The organism is Microcella sp., assembly GCF_046293215.1.
In the GTDB taxonomy this organism is placed as follows: domain Bacteria; phylum Actinomycetota; class Actinomycetes; order Actinomycetales; family Microbacteriaceae; genus Microcella.
In genome coordinates, this window is record NZ_JBKBPI010000002.1 from 37640 (window position 1) to 61275 (window position 23636).

The 23636-nt window shown below is 67.7% G+C and carries 24 protein-coding genes; 7 read left to right on the forward strand and 17 right to left on the reverse strand.

Annotated elements, in window-relative coordinates; all coding sequences use genetic code 11:
• Nucleotides 1-56: 56 nt before the first annotated feature.
• Genes ACK4SC_RS02180 through ACK4SC_RS02190 form a run of 3 tightly spaced genes read left to right on the forward strand, consistent with a single transcriptional unit; the run spans nucleotide 57 to nucleotide 2439 of the window.
• Nucleotides 57-716, forward strand: coding sequence for a TetR family transcriptional regulator (locus ACK4SC_RS02180; protein WP_409614403.1), 660 nt, complete (start codon nucleotides 57-59; stop codon nucleotides 714-716).
• Entirely contained in the window at nucleotides 713-1648 is a 936-nt protein-coding gene (locus ACK4SC_RS02185; RefSeq protein ID WP_409614405.1) for an ABC transporter ATP-binding protein, read from the forward strand. Before ACK4SC_RS02180 ends, ACK4SC_RS02185 begins: the two co-directional genes overlap by 4 nt.
• Nucleotides 1645-2439 (forward strand): ABC transporter permease subunit, encoded by a 795-nt coding sequence (locus ACK4SC_RS02190; RefSeq protein ID WP_409614407.1) that lies wholly within the window; start codon nucleotides 1645-1647, stop codon nucleotides 2437-2439. Before ACK4SC_RS02185 ends, ACK4SC_RS02190 begins: the two co-directional genes overlap by 4 nt.
• A gap of 74 nt (nucleotides 2440-2513) precedes the next feature.
• On the opposite strand, the gene ACK4SC_RS02195 is transcribed toward ACK4SC_RS02190, so the two are convergent.
• The 5 genes from ACK4SC_RS02195 to rpsO form a co-directional block, all read right to left on the reverse strand.
• Nucleotides 2514-4778 (reverse strand): polyribonucleotide nucleotidyltransferase, encoded by a 2265-nt coding sequence (locus ACK4SC_RS02195; protein WP_409614409.1) that lies wholly within the window; start codon nucleotides 4776-4778, stop codon nucleotides 2514-2516.
• A 280-nt stretch (nucleotides 4779-5058) separates the two neighbouring features.
• Nucleotides 5059-5583: a hypothetical protein gene (locus ACK4SC_RS02200; RefSeq protein ID WP_409614411.1), complete on the reverse strand. Its 525-nt coding sequence runs from the start codon at nucleotides 5581-5583 to the stop codon at nucleotides 5059-5061.
• Nucleotides 5580-6272, reverse strand: coding sequence for a hypothetical protein (locus tag ACK4SC_RS02205; protein ID WP_409614413.1), 693 nt, complete (start codon nucleotides 6270-6272; stop codon nucleotides 5580-5582). Before ACK4SC_RS02205 ends, ACK4SC_RS02200 begins: the two co-directional genes overlap by 4 nt.
• 53 nt (nucleotides 6273-6325) lie before the next feature.
• Nucleotides 6326-6943 carry a Pr6Pr family membrane protein gene (locus ACK4SC_RS02210; protein ID WP_409614415.1) on the reverse strand — a complete coding sequence of 206 codons (618 nt, stop codon included), beginning with the start codon at nucleotides 6941-6943 and terminating at the stop codon, nucleotides 6326-6328.
• 97 nt (nucleotides 6944-7040) lie between these two features.
• Nucleotides 7041-7310: a 30S ribosomal protein S15 gene (gene rpsO, locus ACK4SC_RS02215; protein WP_409614417.1), complete on the reverse strand. Its 270-nt coding sequence runs from the start codon at nucleotides 7308-7310 to the stop codon at nucleotides 7041-7043.
• 152 nt (nucleotides 7311-7462) lie between these two features.
• On the opposite strand from rpsO, the gene ACK4SC_RS02220 reads away from it, so the two are divergent.
• Both ACK4SC_RS02220 and ACK4SC_RS02225 read left to right on the forward strand, forming a co-directional pair.
• Nucleotides 7463-8647 (forward strand): MarP family serine protease, encoded by a 1185-nt coding sequence (locus ACK4SC_RS02220; protein WP_409614419.1) that lies wholly within the window; start codon nucleotides 7463-7465, stop codon nucleotides 8645-8647.
• Between the two features lie 68 nt (nucleotides 8648-8715).
• On the forward strand, nucleotides 8716-9168 hold the full coding sequence (locus tag ACK4SC_RS02225) for a pyridoxamine 5'-phosphate oxidase family protein (protein WP_409614421.1): 453 nt from the start codon (nucleotides 8716-8718) through the stop codon (nucleotides 9166-9168).
• Between the two features lie 54 nt (nucleotides 9169-9222).
• Here the strand turns inward: ACK4SC_RS02225 and ACK4SC_RS02230 are convergent, their stop codons facing one another.
• From ACK4SC_RS02230 to ACK4SC_RS02260, 7 genes are all read right to left on the reverse strand, one after another.
• Complete coding sequence (locus ACK4SC_RS02230; RefSeq protein WP_409614423.1) at nucleotides 9223-9882, reverse strand: hypothetical protein; 660 nt, start codon at nucleotides 9880-9882, stop codon at nucleotides 9223-9225.
• A gap of 38 nt (nucleotides 9883-9920) precedes the next feature.
• A complete protein-coding gene (locus tag ACK4SC_RS02235) occupies nucleotides 9921-10718 on the reverse strand; it encodes an anti-sigma factor (protein WP_409614425.1) in 798 nt (265 codons plus the stop codon).
• Nucleotides 10702-11325 carry an RNA polymerase sigma factor gene (locus ACK4SC_RS02240; protein ID WP_409614427.1) on the reverse strand — a complete coding sequence of 208 codons (624 nt, stop codon included), beginning with the start codon at nucleotides 11323-11325 and terminating at the stop codon, nucleotides 10702-10704. The genes ACK4SC_RS02235 and ACK4SC_RS02240 overlap by 17 nt, the downstream gene beginning before the upstream one ends.
• Before the next feature lie 17 nt (nucleotides 11326-11342).
• Complete coding sequence (locus ACK4SC_RS02245; protein ID WP_409614429.1) at nucleotides 11343-11978, reverse strand: class F sortase; 636 nt, start codon at nucleotides 11976-11978, stop codon at nucleotides 11343-11345.
• Nucleotides 11979-11997: 19 nt separating this feature from the next.
• A complete protein-coding gene (locus ACK4SC_RS02250; protein ID WP_409614430.1) occupies nucleotides 11998-12825 on the reverse strand; it encodes a DUF4397 domain-containing protein in 828 nt (275 codons plus the stop codon).
• 150 nt (nucleotides 12826-12975) lie between these two features.
• Nucleotides 12976-13290, reverse strand: a complete 315-nt coding sequence (locus ACK4SC_RS02255) for a hypothetical protein (protein WP_409614432.1) — start codon at nucleotides 13288-13290, stop codon at nucleotides 12976-12978.
• A 564-nt stretch (nucleotides 13291-13854) separates the two neighbouring features.
• Nucleotides 13855-15090 (reverse strand): PrsW family intramembrane metalloprotease, encoded by a 1236-nt coding sequence (locus ACK4SC_RS02260; RefSeq protein WP_409614434.1) that lies wholly within the window; start codon nucleotides 15088-15090, stop codon nucleotides 13855-13857.
• A 116-nt stretch (nucleotides 15091-15206) separates the two neighbouring features.
• On the opposite strand from ACK4SC_RS02260, the gene ACK4SC_RS02265 reads away from it, so the two are divergent.
• Nucleotides 15207-15368, forward strand: coding sequence for a hypothetical protein (locus tag ACK4SC_RS02265; protein WP_409614435.1), 162 nt, complete (start codon nucleotides 15207-15209; stop codon nucleotides 15366-15368).
• Nucleotides 15369-15387: 19 nt separating this feature from the next.
• Here the strand turns inward: ACK4SC_RS02265 and ACK4SC_RS02270 are convergent, their stop codons facing one another.
• From ACK4SC_RS02270 to ACK4SC_RS02290, 5 genes are all read right to left on the reverse strand, one after another.
• The gene (locus ACK4SC_RS02270) at nucleotides 15388-16848 is read right to left on the reverse strand and encodes an aspartate ammonia-lyase (protein ID WP_409614836.1); all 1461 of its coding nucleotides are present in this window, start codon (nucleotides 16846-16848) and stop codon (nucleotides 15388-15390) included.
• Nucleotides 16849-16996: 148 nt separating this feature from the next.
• A complete protein-coding gene (gene cydC / locus ACK4SC_RS02275; protein ID WP_409614437.1) occupies nucleotides 16997-18658 on the reverse strand; it encodes a thiol reductant ABC exporter subunit CydC in 1662 nt (553 codons plus the stop codon).
• Nucleotides 18655-20238 (reverse strand): thiol reductant ABC exporter subunit CydD, encoded by a 1584-nt coding sequence (gene cydD, locus ACK4SC_RS02280; RefSeq protein WP_409614439.1) that lies wholly within the window; start codon nucleotides 20236-20238, stop codon nucleotides 18655-18657. The genes cydC and cydD overlap by 4 nt, the downstream gene beginning before the upstream one ends.
• Nucleotides 20239-20282: 44 nt before the next feature.
• The gene (gene cydB, locus ACK4SC_RS02285) at nucleotides 20283-21302 is read right to left on the reverse strand and encodes a cytochrome d ubiquinol oxidase subunit II (protein ID WP_409614440.1); all 1020 of its coding nucleotides are present in this window, start codon (nucleotides 21300-21302) and stop codon (nucleotides 20283-20285) included.
• A 24-nt stretch (nucleotides 21303-21326) separates the two neighbouring features.
• The gene (locus tag ACK4SC_RS02290; protein WP_409614442.1) at nucleotides 21327-22748 is read right to left on the reverse strand and encodes a cytochrome ubiquinol oxidase subunit I; all 1422 of its coding nucleotides are present in this window, start codon (nucleotides 22746-22748) and stop codon (nucleotides 21327-21329) included.
• Nucleotides 22749-22897: 149 nt separating this feature from the next.
• On the opposite strand from ACK4SC_RS02290, the gene ACK4SC_RS02295 reads away from it, so the two are divergent.
• Complete coding sequence (locus ACK4SC_RS02295; protein ID WP_409614444.1) at nucleotides 22898-23626, forward strand: DedA family protein; 729 nt, start codon at nucleotides 22898-22900, stop codon at nucleotides 23624-23626.
• The last annotated feature ends 10 nt before the right edge of the window (nucleotides 23627-23636 follow it).

A 23636-nucleotide genomic window follows, 5' to 3' on the forward strand; every position in this document is an offset into this window, starting at 1 on the left:
CGACCTGTCGGTTTACCTCTAGCGGCCTGACTAAACACATGTTTAGTATGGTGAACATGCGTTCAGCCTCGACCGACCAGCACGCTCGCGCGCGTATTCGCAACGCCGCTCTTGAACTGTTCGGTGCGCGCGGAATCGCAGCCACGAGCATCCGCGCGATCGCCGAACGGGCAGACGTCAGCGCGGCGCTCGTCATTCACCACTTTGGGTCCAAAGACGGCCTCCAGCGCGCGTGCAACGACTACGTGCTCGGCGAACTCATGGGGCGCAACGCGCAGACCATCTCGGACGCCGACCTGAGCGGCACCATCCAGCACTGGATCGCCGACATGGACTCGTTTCGCCCCGCCTTTGACTACCTCGCGCGGATGATCGGCGAGGCCACCGATGACGGGCTCGCACTGTGGGATGGCCTGGTGGACCGCACGGAGGCCATGCTCGCCGACGGCGTTGCGGCCGGCGTGATGCGGCCGAGCAGCGATCCGCGCATGCGGGCCATCGTCATCGCCGCATACGGGCTCGTGCCGCTCGTCCTGGAGCGACATATCGGCCGAGCGCTCGGCGAAACCGGCCTCACCGCCGACGCTGTGCGCCGCATGACCCTGCCCACCCTCGAGCTGTACACACACGGCCTCTACGCCGACGAATCAACCCTCGCGGCGGCCCGCACCGCACTCGGTGAACCGCCCACCCCAAGTAAGGACCCCCTCTCATGACACCCGTCCTCGAGGCGACAGCGCTCACGAAGCGCTACGGTCGCCGAACCGCCCTCCACGGCGTCGACCTTCAGGTCGAACCCGGCCGCATCGTCGGACTGATCGGCCCCAACGGCGCCGGCAAGACGACAACCATGCGGATACTGCTCGACATCATCCGCCCGACGTCGGGAACGGTTCGCGTTCTCGGCCACGATCCGCGAGTCGGCGGCCCGGCGCTACGGCGCCGCATCGGCTACCTTCCCGGCGAACTCATCATGGATGCTCGCCTCTGCGCCCGCGGACTGCTCACGCACTACGCGGCCCTTAACGGCGATGCGCACGCGGCACCCCGCATCGCCGAGCTGGCGGACCGCCTGGGACTCGATCTGTCGCGCCCCGTGAGCTCGCTCAGCAAGGGCAACAAGCAGAAGGTTGGCCTCGTACAGGCCTTCGCCCACCGCCCCGACGTGCTCATTTTGGACGAGCCGACGAGCGGGCTCGACCCCCTCGTGCAGCAGCAGTTCCTGGGGTTGGTGCGGGAGGCAACGACGCACGGCCAGACGGTGCTGCTCAGTTCGCACGTCATCAGCGAGATCGACCAGGCCGCCGACGACGTGGTGATCCTGCGCGACGGTCGCATCGTGTCGGTCAGCTCCGTCGCCGACCTCCGCGCCGCGGCCGAACGAGACGTGCGCGTCACAGTCGACGCAGCAGAGTCGGCAGCCCTCACCGAGCGGCTTGCCCGCATCCCCTCCCTCGGGGAGCTTCGCAGCGTGACCGCCGGAGACCGGGTCACGATCAGCGGTCGGCTCGCCGATGGGCTCGACGACCTGCTGGCGGCTCTCACCCACAGTCACGTGCGCGATCTCGTGATCGCCGAACCCGACCTCGAACGGGTTGTCCTCGGTTTCTACGGCGACCACGCCGACAACGATGGAGCAGACCAGTGAGCGCACTCCCCCTTCTTCGCCGCAGCCTCGCCGACTCGTGGCGCGGGCTCATCGGCTGGGCTCTCGGGCTTGCCGCGGTGGCGGGGCTCTACCTGCCGCTCTTTCCCTCCTTCGGCGGCGGAAGCCAGTTCGCCGACATCATCGACAGCCTCCCGCCCGAGCTCGTCTCGGCGCTCAACTACGACCAGATCACGTCGGGTGCCGGCTATACCCAGGGGACGGTCTATGGTCTGCTGGGCTTCGTGCTGCTGACGATCGCGGCCACCGGGTGGGCAGCGGCGGCGATCGCCGGAGACGACGAGCGCGGAACCCTCGAGTTGACGCTCGCGCACGGCGTGAGTCGCACGCAGCTCGTGCTCGAACGCTCCGCTGCGATTGCCATCAAGCTCACCGCACTGGTCTCATGGATCACGATTATCGTGCTCGCGCTCAACGGGCCGAGTGAGCTCGACCTGGCCGTCGGCAATGTGATCGCCGGAGGCATCGCATTGCTCGGCCTCAGTCTGCTGATCGCCATGGTTGGCGTGCTGGCCGGCGCCCTCGTCGGGCGCCGCGTTATCGCGGTCGGTGCCGCTGCCGGCCTCGCCGTGGCCGCCTACGCGGCGAATGCGGTCGGAAATCAGAGCCCCGACCTGGAGTGGTTGCACGCGGTGTCGCCCTACCACTGGGCGTTCGGGCAGAGCCCGCTCGCCGACGGCCTCTCCGCACCGGTCGCTCTGCTGTACGCGCTCGCGGTGCTGGCGCTGATCGGGGCGGTTGCCGCGTTCCAACGCCGCGACGTCGGCGTCTGATAGCCGACCCATGAACGACGGATGCCCGCCCTGCGAGAAGCAGGACGGGCATCCGGTGATCGAGGGGGTCGGCCTTAGCCGTCTTCGCCCTCGGGCTCGGCCGGGGCGTCGGCCTCGGCGATGACCGGCGCAAGCGACAGCTTGCCGCGGTCGTCGGTCTTCGTGATCTCGACGAGGATCTTCTGACCCACCGACAGCACGTCTTCGACGTTCTCAACGCGCTTGCCGCCGGCAAGCTTGCGCACCTCGCTGATGTGCAGCAGGCCGTCCTTGCCGGGGAGCAGCGAGACAAACGCACCGAACGCCGCGATCTTGACGACCGTGCCCAGGTACTGCTCGCCCACCTCGGGGTTCACCGGGTTGGCGATCGCGTTGACCTGCAGACGCGCGGCCTCGGCCGAGGGTCCGTCGACGGCGCCGATGTAGACGGTGCCGTCCTCCTCGATCGAGATCTGCGCGCCCGTCTCGTCCTGGATCGCGTTGATCGTCTTGCCCTTCGGGCCGATCAGCTCGCCGATCTTGTCAACCGGGATCTGCACGCTGATCACGCGCGGAGCCGTCGGTGCCATCTCGTCGGGTGCGTCGATCGCCTGGTTCATGACGTCGAGGATCGCGAGGCGCGCCTCGCGAGCCTGCGTCAGGGCCCCCTCGAGCACCGACGACGGGATGCCGTCGAGCTTGGTGTCGAGCTGAATCGCGGTGACGAACTCGCGGGTTCCGGCGACCTTGAAGTCCATGTCGCCGAGGGCATCTTCGGCACCGAGGATGTCGGTGAGGGCCGCGTACTTGGTCTCGCCGTTGATCTCGTCGCTAATCAGGCCCATCGCGATACCGGCAACGGGCGCCTTGAGGGGCACACCGGCGTTGAGCAGCGACAGGGTGGAGGCACACACCGAGCCCATCGAGGTCGAACCGTTCGAGCTGAGCGCCTCGGAGACCTGACGGATGGCGTACGGGAACTCCTCGCGGGTCGGCAGCACCGGGACAAGAGCGCGCTCGGCCAGGAAGCCGTGACCGATCTCGCGACGCTTCGGGCTGCCCACGCGGCCGGTCTCGCCGGTCGAGTAGGGCGGGAAGTTGTAGTGGTGCAGGTAGCGCTTGCTCGTGACGGGGTTCAGCGAGTCGATCTGCTGCTCCATCTTCAGCATGTTCAGCGTCGTGACACCGAGAATCTGCGTCTCGCCGCGCTGGAAGATGGCCGAGCCGTGTACGCGCGGGATGACCTGGACCTCGGCGTCGAGCGCACGAATGTCGGCAAGCCCGCGACCGTCGATGCGCACGCCCTCGGTGAGCACGCGGTTGCGCATGATCTTCTTCGAGACGCCCTTGTACGCAGCGCCGAACTGCGCCAGCGCCTCCTCGGGCAGCTCGCCCGCGGCGACCTTCTGCTCGATCTCGCCCTTGACGCGCGCCTTCAGCTCGTCGTCGGCGTTCTGACGCTCGACCTTGTCGGCGATCTGGTAGACCGCTGCGAGGTCGTCGTGCGCGACCGCGTCGACCGCCGCGTACAGCTCGTCGCTGTAGTTGAGGAACACGGGGTAGTCGCGCACCTCCTTGGCGCTTTGCGCGGCCAACTCGGCCTGAGCCTTCACCAGCTGAGCGAGGAACGGCTTCGCCGCCTCGAGCCCCTCGGCCACGACTGCCTCGCTCGGCTTGATCGCGCCGGCCTGGATGTGGCCCCAGCTCGACTCGGTGGCCTCAGCCTCGACCATCATGATCGCGACATCTTCGGTGCCATCGGCCTTCGTCACGACGCGACCGGCAACGGTCAGGTCGAACACGGCGTCTGCGAGCTGCGAGTGCTTCGGGAACGCGACCCACTGGCCGCCCCCGTCGCCCGTCGGCATGAGAGCCATGCGCACGCCAGCGATCGGGCCGCTGAACGGCAGGCCTGAAATCTGGGTCGAGGCGCTCGCGGCGTTGATCGCCAGCGCGTCGTAGAACTCGTCGGGAGCGATCGACATCACGGTGATGACGATCTGCACCTCGTTGCGCAAACCCTCAACGAACGAGGGGCGCAGCGGGCGGTCGATGAGACGGCAGACGAGAATCGCCTCGGTCGACGGGCGACCCTCACGGCGGAAAAACGAGCCGGGGATCTTGCCCGCGGCGTACGCGCGCTCCTCGACGTCGACCGTCAGCGGGAAGAAGTCGAAGCCCTCACGGGGGTGCTTGCCGGCGCTCGTCGCGCTCAGCAGCATCGTTTCTTCGTCGAGGTAGGCGGCAACGGCGCCCTGCGCCTGCTGCGCGAGACGGCCAGTTTCAAAACGGACAGTGCGGGTGCCGAACGAACCGTTATCGATAACGGTTTCGGCAGCCTTGATTTCGGGACCTTCCACGAGGTCTCTCTCCTTTGCGTTCTTTCGCGCACCGGGCATCCGACGACCGCGTCACAGACGCGAGGGATGCGCGGCGCACCGCACGAGGCAAGCAGGCAGGAAGGGACGATCAGCGGGATACGCCGCCGGTGTCTGCTCTGGCCAACAGTAGACATCCACCGTTCGACACGAACGGGAGAACTCCACCGGTGACCAGCTTCGAGCCGGCCTGCTGCGCACGGTATTCACTTGTCGGTGCAACTGCACCGCTCACCAGGCTATCAGGGGCACGCCGGGCCGCCTAGTATTCGGGCTCGTCTGGCTGGTCGCGCGCCACCGGGGGCGGCTCCGGCGGAGCCGGCGGAGCGCCGTCGCGCTCGGCCACCTCAAGGCCGACCCGGCTGGCAAACAGCTCGATGCGCACCGGGTCGATTCGAGGAGGCACGCGGACGATAGGCGCGCCGTGATCGGTCAACCAGATGACGGGGCGTCGCGTCTCAGTGTCGAGCCAGCGGCCGACCGCGAGCGAGTCGTGGAAGGGCACGACGGAGGCGCCGAATGGGCCACGCACCACGACCGCTGTGCCGTCGGAACGCAGGCTCGTGCGCAGGCGCACCGTCACGATGGCGAGAGCAGCCACCATAAGCAGGAAGGCTCCGACGACACCGATTCTGACGACCACCGCCAGCGCGCCGTCGACAACCTCGGTGATGACGAGAGCCGACCCGGCGAGAACCGCCGTGAGCGTCCACGCCAGCCGGTCGGCCCACGGTCGAACGGTAGCCCGCACGACGGTGGCGGGCCGACGCTGCTCGTCGTCATTCATGGACCTGCCGCCTGACTACCCTCGGGCGCTTCGATGGCGGCGAGGAGCACATCGAGTGGAGCAGGACAGCGTGCGCGAGCGCGCACCCGGTCGGCCGGGTCGACAATCGCTGCATAGGCATCGAACGCCTCATCGGTTCGCCAGCGTTCGCCGAACTCCTCTCGTGAGGGCAATGGGGCGACCGGATGCCCGTCAGCACGCAGACACGGCAGCTGCGTCTGACGGGTGTACGCGAATGCCCAGGGGGCCTCGACGGCACGCACCCCCTCATCGATACGGGTGCGCACCGGGTAGCGGGCGTAGCAGCGGTACGTAGCAACGTCGATCTCGAAGTTCTCGCGTGGGCCCGACACCTGGACGCCGCTGAAGTCGAGCCGCTCTCCCCCGTCGGCCGTGCCGACCCCTGGGAATCCGAGCGTCGCGATGCAGCGCGCCACGGCCGGGCCCCACTCACTCGCCGTGACCAAGCGCACGATCGGCTCGTCCGGCAAGATCACCGGACCCCAGGTGTTGCGCAGAAACCCCGCAACGCGGGTGAGCGTCTCGCCGTGCAGCTCGAGCACGGCGCGATCACGCTCCATCAGCACGACGTCGAGACCGGCGACGGGCCGCTCCCCCGGAGGCGCGCAGGCCACCATGCCCGCCAACACGGCGGCGGCAGAAAACACTGCGGCGAGGCGACGACGCATGGTCACAGGCTGACACCGCGGGCCGCATGCGGGCTGGGAACCGAGCGGGGCAATCAGCGCGAGCCGCGCATCCGATCACGGACCGCGCCGAGAGCGGAGACGATGGCGCCGACCGCGAGAAATGCCACGAGAACGATCGCCAGACTGCCCACGAGACCCGCGTAGCCGCCCTGCACACCCGGGTCGACGAAATCGTATGGGTAGCGATCGACGATCGCGCCCCGCACAAGGGTGGCCGCCAAGAAGATCACCGGAAAGGCGAGACCGAGGATCGGGGTGAGGAGTGTGACGCGCGTGCGGGAGCGCACCGCGACCCACTCGATCAGCGCGAGCGCGGGGAACACCGTGTGCAGCAGAGTGTTGACCAGGTCGCCACTCGCGCCCGGCGCCCCGCCGAGCAGGGTCGCGTGCAGCACCGCCGCCACGAGGAGGCCCGTGAGCGCCATCGCGCGCAGATGAACCATTCCGCGCGGTTCGCGACGGGTCGCCGCACCGACCACCAGCAGGATGCTCGTGACGGCCACGCTGAGAATCGTGAACTGCCCGACGTAATCGCCCAGGTCGAGCCCGCCCGTCGCGCGCACCGTCCAGGCGACGTCGAGGGCGATGATGGCGAGCCCTCCGGCCCCGAGCGCGGCGCGAGCGGCGCGAGTGAGCGAGGCGCGAGTCACAGGCTCATCGTGACAGACGACGAGCCGAAAACCACGAAAGCCGCCTCCCGAAATCTCGGGGGCGGCTCTCGCAGAAGAAGTTCGCGGTGTCGATCGACTAGCGGCGCAGACCCAGTCGCTCGATCAGCGAGCGGTAACGCTCGATGTCGATGTCAGCCAGGTAACCCAGCAGACGGCGACGCTGACCCACGAGGAGAAGCAGGCCACGACGCGAGTGGTGGTCGTGCTTGTGCTGCTTGAGGTGCTCGGTCAGCTCCTTGATGCGGTGCGTCAAGATCGCGACCTGGACCTCAGGGGATCCGGTGTCACCGGGGTGGGTTGCGTACTCGTCGATGATCGCCTTCTTGGTAACCGTGTCCAGTGCCATAGAGGGGACCCCTTCCTGCTCGTTGCGCGGCGCACACAGCCGGATGCTGTGGCTCTCTTTCTCCGCGGCCGTTCTGACGGCAACCGCACAAGAATACCAGCAGCCTGCTCACACGGACGACCTGACAGAATCATCGTCGGGAGGGAGCCTCGGTGCCGCTTGTGATCGTGCTGGACGTACTCCTCGTCATAGCCATCATCGGCGGACTCGTGCGCGGCGCTCGAGCGGGATTCTTCTACACGCTGGGGGCCGTGGTGGGTGCCGTTCTCGGCGCGATCGCCGCCGTGTTCCTTGTTCCCCTCGTCAGCGGTTGGGTGCCCGATCCCGCGTGGCGACCCCTTGCCACACTCGGAGCCCTCCTCGTATTGATCACCGGCGGACTCAGCATCGGTGAGGTCATCGGCCATTCCCTCCGCCGGGGCGTCGCGAAACGGCTCCGCCCGCTCGACCGACTGGCGGGCTTTGCGGCCGGGGGCGTCGTCGCGGTGCTCGTGGTCTCGCTCGCCGGGTCTACGGTGACGGCACTGGGTATCCCCGTCGTGTCGTCGACCACGGCGAACTCGACCGTGCTGCGCACCATCGACCGGTTCACGCCCGAGCCCGTCGCTCGCGCGATCGCCGCTCTGCGCGGCGCCGTCGTCGATGAAGGCATTCCCCGCATTGCCGAGGCACTCGGCGGCACCATTGCAGGGCCCGCTGAGGTTCCCCCGATCGATGCCGGCAGCCCGGAACTCACGCGTGCGGCCCAATCAGTCGCTCGCGTGACCGGCTCGGCGTACGCCTGCGGTCAGGTGCAGTCGGGTACCGCATTCGTCATCGCCGACAACCGCCTGCTGACGAACGCCCACGTCGTTGCCGGGGTTGACACCCCGGTGATCGAACTGCCGGGAGTCGGCGCGCGGGAGGGGCGGATCGTGTACTTCGACGGGCAACAAGACATCGCCGTCATTGCGGTCGACAACCTGTCGGCTCGGGTCTTGCCGGTGGCCCCGAGCCTCACGCCTGGTGATGTCGGGGCCGTGCAGGGATATCCGTTCGGCGGACGCTTCCGCTCAGGCGGCGCGGAGGTGCTCGCCGTCGGCTCGATCGACGCGGAGGCGATCGACGGTTCATCGCGTGCCCCGCGGGATACCTACACCCTGGCCGCGAATGTCAACCCGGGAAACTCGGGCGGCCCCGTGCTCAGTCTCGACGGCGCGGTGGTGGGCATGGTGTTCGCCAAGGCTCAACTCCGTGACGACATTGGGTACGCCCACACCATGGCTGAGCTCGCCCCCGTGATCGCCCAGGCTCCTGAGCTGTCGGCAGCCGTCGGCAGCGGCGTCTGCCAGCGCTAGGGCGACACCGGGCACCCCGCGAGGTCGGGACCTTCGGCCCTGGCCGCGCCGAAGGCTGCGGCCGCACCATGGGTGCACTGCCAGGTCAGGAGGTCGCCATGGAAATCGGAAGCGGGGCCGTCACGATGCTGACGCCCGAAGAGTGCTGGGATCAGCTGGAACGGCATACGCTCGGGCGGATCGCCGTGAGCGCTGTGGGCGCCGTCGACATCTTCCCGGTCAATTACGTCGTGCACGAGCACACCCTTCTTTTTCGCACCGCCCCCGGCACCAAGTTGCTGGAACTCGCGATCAATGACCGGGTCGCCTTTGAGGTCGACGGCCACACCGACGAGCAGGCGTGGAGCATCGTCGTGAAGGGACGGGCCGAACGCGTCGAACGGCAAAGCGAGATCGACGCGGCCGAAGAGCTCGGGCTGGAGCCATGGATTCCGACCCTCAAGTACCGCTGGGTGCGCGTGCATCCTGACGAGGTCACGGGTCGACTCTTTACCCGCGCCCCCGAACCGGCGAGGTTCTAGCGTGTGCGCCGGAGCGTGCGGTGACTGCCCTGGTCGGGCCCGGCAGGGCGCGGATCAGGCGTTGATGCAGTACGGGCAGGCGGCACCTACCGCCCATGGTTCCTGCGGCGTCAGCCTCTGGCCAGGGTTTCCCGCCACGACAGCGAAGTCGGGTACGGCCTCGGTGACCACTGAGCCGGGAGCGATGTAGGCGCCCTCGCCCACGCGAAGTCCATCCATCACGATCGCCCCCGCACCGATCGCGGCCCGGGGCGCGATGAGCGATCGGGCTCCAACGACGGCTCCCGGTCCGATGGATGCTCCCATACCGATCACCGCGGACTCACCGACCGCGGCGAGGCGGTTGACGTTCGCCGCACAGTCGATCCGGGTGTTGGCACCGATCACGGCACCCGCGTTGACGAACGCCATGTGGCCGACGACCGCCGTCGACGGCATCGTCGCGGTGGGGTCGGCAATCCAGACGGGGTTCGAGAATCCGAGGGAGTACGCGGCGTGCAGGGCGCGGAATCGATGCTGAGCAGACGCGACACCCACGATCGATCCCAGGTCGAGGTCGGCCGGCACGGGGTCATAGTGCAGGCCCGGGAGGCTGACATCGGCACTGCCGACATTGTCGATCGTGGTGACGCCAAGCCCCAAGCGACGCGCACTCTCGACGAGTTCCCAGGCGTACGGGCTCGCCACGCCCACGATGGCAACGGTTTCCGGCATGCGGCAAGCCTAGGGCCGCGCGCGCGTCGTGAGCGGGCTTACGACTCGAGCGCGCCGCGCACGATCGAGTCGCCCGAGTGCGAGGGGTCACCGTCGAGCGGTTCTGCGCTGATGTCGACCACCGAGTACCGGTCGAGGTCGACCTCGGCGGGAATGACGAACTCCCCTCGAGCATCGCCCAGAAGCCCGAGACTGATGAGGCCGTCGACCTCGGGCGTGAGCAGCCACACCTCCTGAACCGCACCGCTCACGGGCGGCGCGTCCAGGGCGATGCGCACGACCCGGGCGCCATCGCCGCGCTCGACGATCTCTGCGGAGCCAGAGGCCCCCTGCCAATCGGGAAGGGCATCCAAAGCGGCGACGGCAAGGATCGTGCCGGTGTCGCGGGGAGCAAGCGCCTGCCAGCCGAAGGCCACCCCCGCGATCAGCGCGGCGGCGGCCGCCACCGCGGTCAGCGGCGCGACGATACGGCGCAGGCCCCGACGCTCACGGGCGGCGGCGAGCGACGCAACGGGAGCGGCAGGAGGGAGCTCATCGACGGGCATCGGGGCGGTCTCGCGGGCAGCCCGCTGATCAGCGCCCTCGGTCGTGAGGGGGTCAGTGCGCACAGCATCGCCGAGTCCGGCCTGGCGGTGCACGTTCTGCCACACGTGCGCCGGCGGTCGGTGCAACTCGGCTTCGCCGAGCGTCGACCGCGCGACCGAGACCGTGGCGGTCATGCGGGCGAGCTCATGTTGGCAGCGCCCGCACTGACGCAGGTGGGCATCAGCGTCGGATTCGAGCGCCTCGCCCAGCGCACCGAGCGCGAGCGCGCCGGTGTCACAGTGCTGCTCCATGACTCACCTCCAATCGGCTGCGCAGCCGGGTCAAGCTTCGTTTGATGTGGGACTTCACGGTGCCGATCGGCATATCGAGCCGCTCGGCGATCTGCGTGTGGGTCAGGTCGTCGAAAAACGCGAGCCTGACGACCTTCTGCGGTTCGGGGTCAAGTTTCGCCAGCTCGTCGGCGATCAACAGTCGCTCGGCGAGCCCGGCCTCGGCGGCCGGGTGCGGGTCATCGAGCGTGACCGCGCTCACCTGGTCGGCGATGGCGCGCTCACGGGCCCGTGCCGCATGCGTGTCGGCGATGGTGTTGCGTGTGATGCCGACGAGCCATGCCGGCACCGCCGCCCGCGCGGGGTCGTACCGCTCTCTGCTCTGCCACGCCTTGACAAACACCTTCTGGGTGACGTCTTCGGCGTCGGAGGCATCGCCGAGCGACCGCAATGCCAGCGAGTACACGAGCGACGACCACTCGCGATAGGCATCGGCCAGCGCCCGTTCGTCGCCGGCGATGAGCCGGCGACCGATGTCGGTCGCGTCGTCGATGGCGGTCGTCACGGTCGGGCGAGCCTCCTTCGGCACCGGATGCACGGGACGGTATGCCCCGCCGGTCGCGGTCATGATAGCGGGTGAACCCGTCACGACACCTTTTCCGCGGTAACTATGTAGTTGTCGGTGTACGACTGGGCGCTGAAGTCGAAGTCGCCACCGCAGGTGATCAAGACAAGAGTCGGCTCCCCACGCGTCGTGAACACCTGGTCGAGCGGAACCTCGGCTTTCTCGATGCGCTCGACCTTCACCACACGATAAGTGTGAGTCGTTCCGTTCTCGTCGACCACGGTGATCTCTTCGCCCACTTGTGCGTCGCGCAAGTTTGCGAACGGCCCAATCCCCTGGTTCGGCATGTCCACGTGAGCAGCGATAACGGTGGCGCCGTTCGCGGTTGCCGGTCCAGGTCCGAAGCGATACCAGCCAGCTTCATAGATGCTGACCGGAATCTCCATGTAATTGCGATCATCAACGCCGACTCCAACGACGCTCATGTCGATGCCGCGGGCGGGATACGTAAGCGAAACCGGGGCGATCGTCTTGTTGTCTTGGAGATCCTCAAGAGATGACGCTCGGTTTTCCCCTGACAGCAGAGGCTGCGCGACTGGTAACTCCTCCGTCGGTTGAGGGACCGGTGGAGTTGCCGCTGACTCGGGTTCCGCGCATCCAGAAACGAAAAGGAGGCTAGCGGCCACCAGTGCGGTAGCCGCCAGCCCCCTTGTCATGTGAGTTGCTTGCTCAGACTTACTTGCTCGAAACGGTCGCACGACGGGCGATGATACCCGCGGCAGCCAGGAGCGCGATCAGAAGAGCAGCCGCACCGCCCAGGAGAGCGCCGTTACCGCCCTCAGCGACGAGACCAGCACCACCAGCGGGCACGCCCTCAGGGGCGGCACCCAGGCCATCGATGGTGAAGACGACGACACCGAGGTCGTCAGTGTCGCCGAAAGCGTGCACGAAGTACGCGGTTCCAGCGGCGAGGTCCAGGTCTGCCTCGAACAGGGCATCCGTGCTGCCAGCGGGCGCGATGCCCACCGTGTAGGTGCCAGCCGGAACGTCGATGTCAGCGCCCTGGGTGTTCGACACACCCTCGAAGATCGCTCCGCCGTCGGCCAGGATGTCAACCTCGGGCGCGTTCGCGGTGTGGCGTGCGGTGACGCGGGTGTCGCCGGCCGCGAGCTCGCTGATGTTGTTGACGAACGGGCTCAGGAGGAGTTCGCCCTCTTCAAGACCCGGGTGAGCGACGAGCGTGTAGCTCACGCCGGCCTCAACGTCGACACCCGCAGCACCGGTGCCGAAAAGCCCCTCGCCCTCCGCGGGAGCGGGCTCACCCGTCAGCACGATGTCCACGACGTAGTTGCCGGGATCCACGTCAACGAGAGCCTCGACAGTCTCGGGTTCGAATCCCTCGAGAAGCAGGTCGCCGTTCAAGTACACGTCAACCGTGGCGCCGGGAACGGCGTGCACGACCCAAACGTCGGCGGTGGTGTCAGAGACGGCGTTCGCGGGTGCCGCGAGGCCGACCGTGGCGAGAGCGGCAACGCCCACGCCCGCGAGAATTCGGTTACGCATTGTTCCTCCTACTGTGGTTCCCCTACGGGGACGAGTCCCCAAGATCGGGGGTCAGGCGGAATTGCCTTCACTGAACATTTCCGCCGCAACCTGACGATTGGATGCGGTCTGCGCTGGCAGGTAGCAGGGAGAAACCTGGGTGCAGCCTGATCAGGCGAAGAAGGGGCCGAGCGCGGTAACGCTCACCACCAGACCGGCAAGCCACAGCACGAGGTTGATGGCGCCGAGAGTCATGCCAGCGATCGCCAGGCCTCTGCCCTTCGTGTAGCCGTTGGCTGTTTCGCGAATTCCGCGACTCGCCGTGATGCCGCAGACCGTCAACAAGGCGGCGTTCACGACGAAGACGAGGGTCAGCACTCCCAGCACGACCGCGAGCGAACCGGCGCCCGTCGCCAATTGCGCACCAGCCTGAGCCGACACCATGTTGCCGATCACCGACGAGGCGAACGGGGCGAGACCGGTCACGAAGGCCCACGTCGCCGCCGAGCTTCGTTCCGCCGGAAGTCGGTGCGAGGTGCGTTGACGGGGTGTGCGTTCCTTGATTGCCACGGCCTGGGGTGCGGCGACCGTTGCCCGGTCGAGCTCTGCCTGGTGAACGACAACGGTGTCTAGCGCGACCTCGGTCGGAATGCTCGGGTCAGGAGACGAGGCGACAGGCGAGGGCGCGGGCGCCGAGGCCGGTGGAGCGCTGGGCGGTGCCGAAAACGGTGCGCCGCACTGGGTGCAGAACCGAACCCCGACCCGAAGGACGGCCCGGCAGCGCACGCAGTTCTCCACGCCCGGCTCCCCCTCCTCACGGGTACGGCGTCGTCGTTTCACCGACAACCATCAACGCTCAACGCTATCGACGGCGCGTGACCGGTCGCGTGCCCCCGTCGTGGGGGTAGGGAGAACCGTGTCGACCCCTTGACGCGCCCGCCAACTCGGCGCACTATGGAAGCAGTTCAACTCGCCGCCCAGGAGCGCCGGAGGCATCGCCCCGCCACTGGGCGGCGAGTCTGTTAAGCCCGAGAGAGTGCGGGCGTGCGGCTAGGAAGCGCGCACGCCGGGTGCGGCGAGCGCGTGCCGCGCGGCGCTCACGCGGTGCAGCAGCTCGGCTTCGTCGAGTTGGGCACCGATCTGGTCGCGGCCCCCGATGATGCGCTGTCGAGCGTAGGCAAGCAACGTCGCGTCGCGAATGAAGTCGCGCATGACCGGCCCCAGGCCGACGCTGCGAGCCCAGCGCTCCGCAGTGCGTCGGCCACTCCTGCTGGCCAGCATCGCGACCTCCTGTGGGTGGAACCACCCGACGGCCGCGTACTCGGCGAGGCGCTCACCGATGACTCGACCCTCCTGCGCACGCAACAGAGAGACGATCGCGACCGCGATGACGAACATGGGCACCTGTACGAGCAGGTAGTAGCCGTAGAAGTCGCCCACGAAAAAGAGCGCTCCGTTCCAGAACGCGTGCAACGCGATGGCGGGCATGAGTCCGACAACGAAGGCGAAAACGGGGAAGCGAGCACCGCGTCGGGCCGCGAAGCCCAGGGCAAGACCGATCGCCGCCGTGAACATGACGTGCGCGAACGGCGACATCAGCCCCCGCACGAAGAACGTTTCGCCCAGGGGCCCGCCCTCGACGAACGCGACCCCGAAGTAGAGGATGTTTTCGGTGAAGGCGAAACCGCCGGCCACGACGGCGGCGTACACAATGCCGTCAACCGGGCCGTCGAAGCGGCGCCGCACGCCGAGGAACAGCAGGAACACCCCGAGCCCCTTCGCCACTTCTTCCACGATGGGCGCCTGGACGGCCGCTCCGAGAAACTCTGCCGCCGCGCCCGGACCGCCGGCCGCCGCCACGATGGACTGGATTTCGGCATCGACCGCCAGCGCGATGAACACGCTCGCCCCAGCGCCCCAGAGAAACGCGAACGCCAAGGCCACTCGCGGCTCGGGCTCCCAGCGATCGATCCAGCGGACGCCCCAGAACACGATGCCGAGCGGCACGAGCGCGAGGATCGCGGCGATGATCACACTGGTCGCCCCCAGGCCGCTCACCAGGTAGGCGATGACGAACAGTGAGACGAGACCGAGCACCGTGAAGCCGAGAACGGCCAGGAGTACCCGCCCCGCGCCCGGGCGTCGGCCGCCGCGGGGAGCCGGGGCGGCCGGCGCGACCGAGGTGCCCGTCTCCGCCCGCACCTCGATCGGCGCACCCCCGAGAGGGGACACCACCCTGTGCACGCCGGTGGCCGTGTAGTCGGGTGTTCGCGAATAATCCGTCACACGGGTGAGGCTAGCGCGCCGCCCCGACGGAGACGGGACGAACGCCCCTGGCCGAGGCCCGAGCATCCGACCAGAATGGATGCACGCCGTACGCGACCGACGAAGGGACGACCATCATGGACCGCGAGTACGAGCCGAACCTCGACGACGAACGCGTTGTCAATGTCGACGACGACGCCGACACCGTGCTGCCGCCTCCGACGCTGGACCCTGAGGAGCGGGTCGAGCCCGAACCGGACCCGGACATCGCGCTCGACGACGAGCGACCCGCCGGGTAACTCGCCGCGCGCGCTGCGCCTACTCGTTACGGGGCGCCGGGGGCAGCGTGATGGCACCGGTCGCCGGCACGACGCCCGACAGTCGTCCCGGCGACAACACCTTGTGCACGAGCTCGGGATCCATCAGTCCGCGCTCGATGACCAGTTCGCGCACCGAACTTCCCCCGGCGAGCGCCTCGTAGGCGAGCGCGGCTGCCGTCTTGTAGCCGATGTACGGCGTCAAGGCCGTCACAACCCCGACGCTCGACTCGACCATGCGCTCGAGGCGGTCGGTGTTCGCGGTGATGCCATCAACACAGTTCAGGCGCAGAGTTCTACAGGCGTTGGTCATCCACGCGAGTGACTGCATGATGCTCGAGGTGATCACGGGTTCGAACGCGTTCAGCTGCAACTGGCCTGCCTCGGCGGCGGCGGTGACTGTGGCGTCTGCACCGATGATGGAAAACGCCACCTGGTTCACGACCTCGGGGATCACCGGGTTGACCTTCCCCGGCATGATCGACGAGCCGGCCTGCCGTGGCGGCAGGTTGATTTCGCCGAGCCCCGCTTGCGGACCTGACGACAGCAGGCGCAGGTCGTTACAGATCTTTGACAGCTTGACGGCGGCGCGCTTGAGCGTTCCCGACAGGGTCATGAAGATGCCGGTATCGCTCGTTGCCTCGATGAGGTCGGGCGCCGTCTCCATCTCGTAGCCGGCGATCTCGCTCAGATAGCGACGCACCAGCTCGGCGTAACGCGGGTCTGCTGTGATTCCCGTGCCGATGGCCGTCGCCCCCAGGTTGATCTCATTGAGCCACGGGATCACTTCGGACAGGCGGTCGACGTCCTCCTGCAAGGTGGTAGCGAAACCACGGAACTCCTGGCCGAGAGTCATGGGCACGGCGTCTTGCAGTTGGGTTCGACCAACCTTCAGGATCTCGGCGAACTCACGCCCCTTCGCGCGGAAGGACTCGATGAGCAGACGGTGCTCGTCGAGCAGCCGAGCCAGGCTGAACACCATGGCGAGCTTGATCGCCGTGGGGTAGACGTCGTTCGTCGACTGGCTGCGGTTGACGTCATCGAGCGGGCTGAGGTGTTCGTACTGCCCTTTTCCGTGCCCGAGCAACTCGAGCGCGCGGTTCGCAATGATCTCGTTCGCGCACATATTGGTGCTCGTGCCCGCACCACCCTGCAGCACTCCGAGCACGAACTGCTCGTGCAGTGAGCCATCGATGATCTCTTGGCACGCGCGATCAATGGCCTCGGCCTTGTCGGGGTCAAGTGTGCCGATATCGCGGTTTGCCCGCGCAGCGGCCTGCTTGACCATGGCGAGGGCGATGACGAGGTTCGGATGATTCGAGAGCGCGCGCCGCGTGATGGGGAAGTTCTCGAGCGCGCGAGCGGTGTGAATGCCCCAGTAGGCGTCTGCGGGCACCGGCATGTCGCCGAGCGAATCGCTCTCGGTGCGCATAGGGCGCGGGGCGTCGGGATCTTCGTTCATCCCTGGGCGGTAGATCGGAACTCCGTCGTCGCTCGTGGTGAAGCTCGGGGCGGGGCCAGTTGTGCGCACCATTTCGTGTGCGTGCCTTCCTTTTGGGGTCCGACATCGGTGGCGGTGGCACGCCTACTCTAGCGCTCACCGCGCTCCCCTAGAGCGCGAGGCGGGCGGTGATGAGAGAGTCGTCGACGGGCGTGTGGGAGATCAGGATGACGGCGCGGTCGGCGCCGGTTGCGGCCCCGAGCAGGTCGCGCAACAGGGCATCGGCGCGGTCAGCGTCGACGTTCGCGGTCGGCTCATCCAGCACGAGCACCGGCGCCTCGGCGAGCAGCCCTCGGGCGAGCGCGAGCCGCTGGGCCTGGCCGCCGGAAGCGAGGCGACCGCGCTCCCCGACCGGCGCGTCCAGGCCGCCGCGGGCGTGCATCCATTCGGCGAGGCCGACCCGCTCGAGGACGGTCGTCAGTCGCTCGTCATCGGCGCTGTCATCGGCGAACAGCAGATTCTGCCGGATGGACTGGTCAAACAGATGCGGTCGCTGCTCGATGAGGACTACGCGGCGTCGGACGTCGTCGGGATGCGCGCGGGTCACATCGACGCCGTTGATCGTGTACTGCCCCGTGTGGTCGAGGAAGCGCACGAGCACGTGGGCCAGGGTGGTCTTGCCCGCACCAGAGGGTCCGGTCACGAGCAGGCGATCGCCGCCCCGCAGCTCGAACGTGACTCTTGAGACGGCGTCGGACGTCGCGCCCGGCCAGCGAGCGGAGACGTCACGCATGCGCACGGCGATGGGGCCCGCGGGAATCGGGACAGGAGAGGGCGGCGGCGTCGGGATTTCCGCGGGGACCGACGCGGGGATTGCCGAGCTCAGGCGGTCGGCGCTGGCGTTCACTCGCCAGCGGGCGGCCACGGCACCGGGAAGAACGGCCATGAGTTCGACGACGGCGAGCGGAACGAGGACGAGCATCGCCAGTTGTGGGCCCGTGATGTCACCGAGCGCGACCCCTGGCGAGGCAACGAGAAGCGTGCCCACCACGCTGACACCGGCGCCGAGCGTGAAGACGGCTCCGACGAAGCCCGCGGCGAGCGTCTGGCGCCGCTGGGCGCGCAGCAAATGACGATCGATCGCGGTCAACTCACGACGGGCCGCCTCGTCAGCGTCGAAGGCGACCAGTTCCTCCCACCGCGTGAGATAGTCGAGCACCGCGGCGGCGTAGCGACCCCGCAGGGGGGCGATTCGGCGCTCTGCCTCACGGCTCACCAGGGTGAGGAGTCCGATGGCCGCAGCCGTTGTGAGCGCGAGAACGGCAGCGAGCACGGTTGCCGCGGCGATCGACACGAACGACACCGCGACGAGCGCGAGGCCCACCACGATGGCACTCGTGACCAGCGGCTGGCGCACACGCAGCGGCTGATCTTGCAGGGTGTCAACATCGCGGACGACCGTCGAGAGCAGCTCGCCATCGCGCACCCCGCGAACGCCGTCTGGCGAGACCGGTACGAGTCGTCGATACACGTCGACGCGAAGCTCGGCGAGGGTTCGGAACGCGGCATCGTGCGCGCTTAGGCGCTCGAGGTAGCGAAAGACGGCCCGCCCGAGCGCGAACGCGCGCACACCCACGATCGCGAACCCCAGGAACAGGATCGGCGGCTGTTCGGCGGCGCGCGCAATAAGCCAGGAAGAGGTCGCCAGAAGTCCGACGGCCGACAGGTTCGCCAGCACTCCCCCGGCCAGCGATGCGAATGCTGCCCGGCCGCGCGGCGTCGCTGCTCGGAGGATCGCGCGGCGTTCGGCGACGCGAGCGTGGCCGCTCATGCGCGGGCCTCCGCTTCCCGCGAGAGCACGGTCACCACGCGATCGGCGCGGTCAGCAACGGCGGTTCGGTGAGTGACGATGAGAATGCCGAAGCCGTCGGCCGCGAGTTCGGCAAGGCCATCGATGACCTGCGACTCCGTGCAGGCGTCAAGGGCGGCTGTCGGCTCGTCGAGCACGATGAGGGCAGTCTGCCGGCGGAGAGCGCGATAAACGGCCCTGGCGATCGCCACCCGATGCGTTTGCCCGCCCGAGAACCCGCCGCCCGATGCATCGAGCGGCGCGGTCGGCTCGACGTCACACGCGGCAAGTCGAAGCGCGGCCCGAAGGTGCTCCGGATCACCCTCCGGGTCGCCGAGAGTGACGGCATCGCCGACGGTCGCGCCGATGAGGGTCGTCCGCTGTGGCGCCCAGGCAATCCGGTCGCGGCGATTCGCGGCTGAGCCCCCCACGAGGATGCTGCCCTCGCGGAGGTCGACGAAGTCGAGGATCGCGGCCACCAGGGTCGACTTGCCGGCGCCACTCGGCCCGACAACCGCGACGATCTCGCCGGGCGCAACCGTGACGTCACACGCGTGCAGGCATGGCACGCCGTCACGCTCGACCGTGACGGAACGAGCCTCGAGCGCGAGCACGGCGCCCCGCCTGTCGGGGATGTCCGCTGTCGGCCGAGCGCGTGCGGGACGCTCAATCACGTTCAGCACATCGTCTGCGGCAGCGATGCCCTCGGTAGCAGCGTGGTACTGAGCCCCAACCTGACGCAGGGGCAGGTAGGCCTCGGGCACGAGCATGAGCACGAACAGCCCGAGAGCCAGCGTGATGTCACCGTCGATCAGGCGAATTCCGATCGACACCGCGACCACGGCGACGGACAAACTCGCCGCGAGTTCCAGTGCGAACCCGGAGAGAAACGACAGCCGCAGCACGCGCATGGTCCGTCGCCGATACTGCTCGGTGATGTCGCGAATGCGAGACTCTTGTCGGTGCTGCCGGCCGAAGATCGTCAGAGTGGGGAGGCCGCGGACGACCTCGTGGAAACCCTCCGCGAGCACACCCAGCGCCTCCCACTGCCGCTGCTGCATCGCCTGGGTCGCGAGCCCGATCAGGATCATGAACAGCGGGATGAGGGGCAGAGTCAGCACCACCGCGATGCCTGTGACGGGATCGGCGAGTGCGAGAACCGCGACGACGAGTGGCGTCGCCACGACCGTGAGCACCAGCTGGGGCAGGTACTTGCCGACGTAGCCGTCCATCGCGTCGAGGCCCTGACCGAGCAGCACGGCAGTGCGAGCACTGGAGCGCGCGGTCACCGCATCGAGGCCGCCGCGGTCGAGCGCCTCCACCGCGGCAGTGCGCAACTGGGACTTCACTCGAGCGGCACCGCGCGCCGCGAGAACATCCAGTCCCGCCTGTGTGACGGCTCGTACCAGGACGCCCAGAGCGGTGGCGATGACCGGTACGGCGAGGCTGTCGATCGACTCCCCGGCGACAATGGCGGCGATTGCCGTGGCTGCGCTCCAACAGAACGCCACGACAGCGAGGGTGTGCGCGACGGCCACCGCCCCGCCGGCGACCAGGAGCATCCTGGCCGCCCGCGCGGTGCGGAGTAATCGCGAATCGAGGGGTTTCAGGGCGCTGCCGCCACGGGGATCTGCTCGCGGGTAACGCGACGACGAAAGACCCAGTACGTCCACGACTGGTATGCGAGGACGAGAGGCATCATGAAGACGGCGACCCAGGTCATGATCTGGAGCGTGTACGAGCTGCTCGAGGCGTTCTCGATCGTGAGGCTGTATGCGGGGTCCGTCGTCGACGGCATGACGTACGGGAACAGTGCGGCAAGGATCGTGGCAACGGCGAGCGCAATCGTTGCGGCGGTCAACCCGAAAGCCCAGCCCTCGCGGGCGAGACTGTTCGCCAGCCAGCCACCCACCAGCGTCACTGCCGCGCTCGCCGCGAGCGTGATGATGACGGGCAGATGCGGCGACGACAGGTGCTGTCCGACGGTCCAGAGGAGGAAGGCCGCGGCGACGAGGATCGTCACGATGCCCGATCGCGTGGCGAGAGAGCGGGCGCGAGCGCGCAGCTCGCCGTCGGTCTTCAGCGCCGCAAACAGCACCCCGTGGGTGAAGAACAGCAGCAGCGTCGTTGCGCCGCCGAGCAGCGCGTAGGGGTTCAGGAGATCGAGCAGCGTGCCCGTGAAGGTACCCGTCTCATCGATCGCGACACCCTGCACGATGTTTGCGAACGCAACCCCCCACAGCAGGGCCGGCACGGCGGAACCCACGATGATCATCAGATCGAATCGGGATGTCCACTGCGGACTCTTGCCCAATCGTCGGTACTCAAAGGACACGCCGCGAGCGATGAGCGCCAGCAGAATCAGCAGCAGCGCGAGGTAGAAGCCGTCGAAGAGCGTCGCGTACCAGAACGGGAATGCGGCGAACAGGGATGCGCCGGCCACGATGAGCCACGTCTCGTTGAGGTCCCACACGGGACCGATCGTGTTGATCAGGATGCGCTTATCGGTGTCGTCTTTGGCGAGGAACGGCATCGACATACCCACGCCGAAGTCGAAGCCATCGAGCACGAAGTAGCCGATGAACAAGAATCCGACGATGCCGAACCAGAGGATCGCGAGGTCCATGGGAGGGGTATCCAGTCTTTCCGATTAGTAGACGGTGGCGAGCTTGGTGGGGTCAACGGGGCCATCGGTCGAGCCGTCTGCGCCGCCATACTTCGCCCAATCCTTCGGGCCATCGACCGCGGCGCGAACAATGAGGCGGAACTCGACGACGGCGAGCGCCCCGTAGATCAGCGTGAAGGCGATGAGCGACAGCAGCACCTCCCACCCCGCGACTCCCGGAGAGACACCGTCCTCGGTGAGCATCAGGCCGAAGACGATCCACGGCTGACGGCCCATCTCGGTGAAGATCCATCCGATGAGGCTGGCCAGCAGCGGCAGGGGCGCCGACCAGATGGCGACCTTCCACGCCCATCCCTCCGGGGTGCGACCGCCGCGGGTGACCCACAGGCCGACCATCGAGACGAGAGCCGAAAGGGCACCCAGGCCGATCATCCACCGGAAGCTCCAGTACGTGACCCAGATGATCGGCGTGTAATCACCGGGGCCGAACTGCTGTTCGTACTGTGCCTGCAGGTCGTTGATGCCTTCGACCGTGCCGAAGAAGTCGTGCGTTGACAGGAACGACAGCAGGTACGGGATGCGAATGGAGAAGATCTCGCTCGACCCGTCAGGGGTGCCAAGGCTGAATACCGAGAAGGATGCGCCAGCGGTCGTGGTGTACAGGGCTTCGGCGGCCGCCATCTTCATCGGCTGCGTCTGCGTCATGATGATCGACAGCTGGTCGCCCGAGATGGCGACGCCGGCGAACATGACGATGTTCGTGATGAGACCGAAGCGCAGGGCGGTGCGCATCTCGTCGATGTACTGGCCCTTCGAGAGGTGATACGCCGCGACGGCGACAACGACGACGGCGGCGAACATGATCGACGCGAAGATCGTGTGGGGGAATTGCGCGAGCGCCACCGGATTCGTCAGGACCGCCCAGATGTCGACCAGTTCGGCTCGACCGCGCTCCTCGTTGATGACAAACCCGACGGGATTCTGCATGAAGGCGTTTGCGGCGAGGATGAAGTAGGCGCTGAGCGTTGTCGACACGGCCAGGAGCCAGATCGTCGCGAGGTGAAGCTTCGCGGGAAGCTTGTCCCAGCCAAAGATCCACAGACCGATCATGGTGGCCTCGAGGAAGAACGCCAGCAGACCCTCCATGGCCAGAGGCGCACCAAAGACGTCACCCACGAAGCGGGAATAGTCGCTCCAGTTCATGCCGAACTGGAACTCCTGCACGATGCCCGTGACAACGCCCATGGCGAAGTTGATGAGGAAGATCTTCCCGAACAGGCGCGTGAGGTGCAGGTACCGGAGGTTGCCCGTGCGCACCCAGGCGGTCTGGAAGATCGCGACGACCGGCACCATGCCGATCGTGAGGGGAACGAAGAGGAAGTGGTACAGGGTGGTGAGGCCGAACTGCCAGCGGGCGAGCAGTAGGGGGTCAAGCCAATCGAGCACGCAAGGTCTCCTGCCGTGGGCGTAGGGAGCGGGGGTGGTACCTCCACGCTAGGAACGACGGCCGCCGTCGCACACGGGCCGAAAGTCCCCACTTTCGCGACGGGAACAAGTCCAGCACCCGTCGATGCCCGGTCGCTAGGCTCGGGTTCGTGAACGACGTGCTCGACGGCTTTCTCGACTGGGTCACGGCCGTCGACCCCGTCTTGCGGACCCTGATCGCCGGGGTCTTCATCCTGCTCGAAACGAGCGTCCTGATCGGGCTGATCGTGCCGGGCGACACCGTCGTCTTGATCGCCAGCACGGGCGTAGAGAACCTGGTCGAGTACTTCTCGCTGGTCGCCGTCGTGGTCGCGGGCGCGCTGGGAGGCTCGAGCATCGGTTTCGCGATCGGGCGACACTTCGGCCCATGGTTGCGCCGCTCGCGGCTCGGCGGTTGGATCGGCGAACACAATTGGCTGCGGGCGGAGCACTTCCTCGACAAGAGGGGCGGCATCGCCGTGTTCGTGTCGCGGTTCCTGCCGGTTTTTGGCTCGCTGACGCCGTTGCTCGTGGGCATGAGCCACCTGCGCTACCGGGTCTTCATCGCCTGGCTCACGCCCGCGAGCGTCGTGTGGGCGTTTCTCTACGTCTCGGCCGGCTACGGCGCCGCCGATGGCTACCGAGAACTATCGGAGCGCTTCAGCGGGGCGGCATGGGTCTTCGCCGGCATTCTGGGCGGCTTCCTCGTGCTCATGTACGCCGTCAAACGCGTGCTCGATCGCTACATGCACCACCAAACCAAGCACCTGCTGGTCGGGCGCGACCGCCCTGATCGCGCGAACGCGGACGGCAACGGTGACGAGAGCGACGGCGAGACGGCGACGGGGCGAGGCGCTTAGCGCCCCGCCC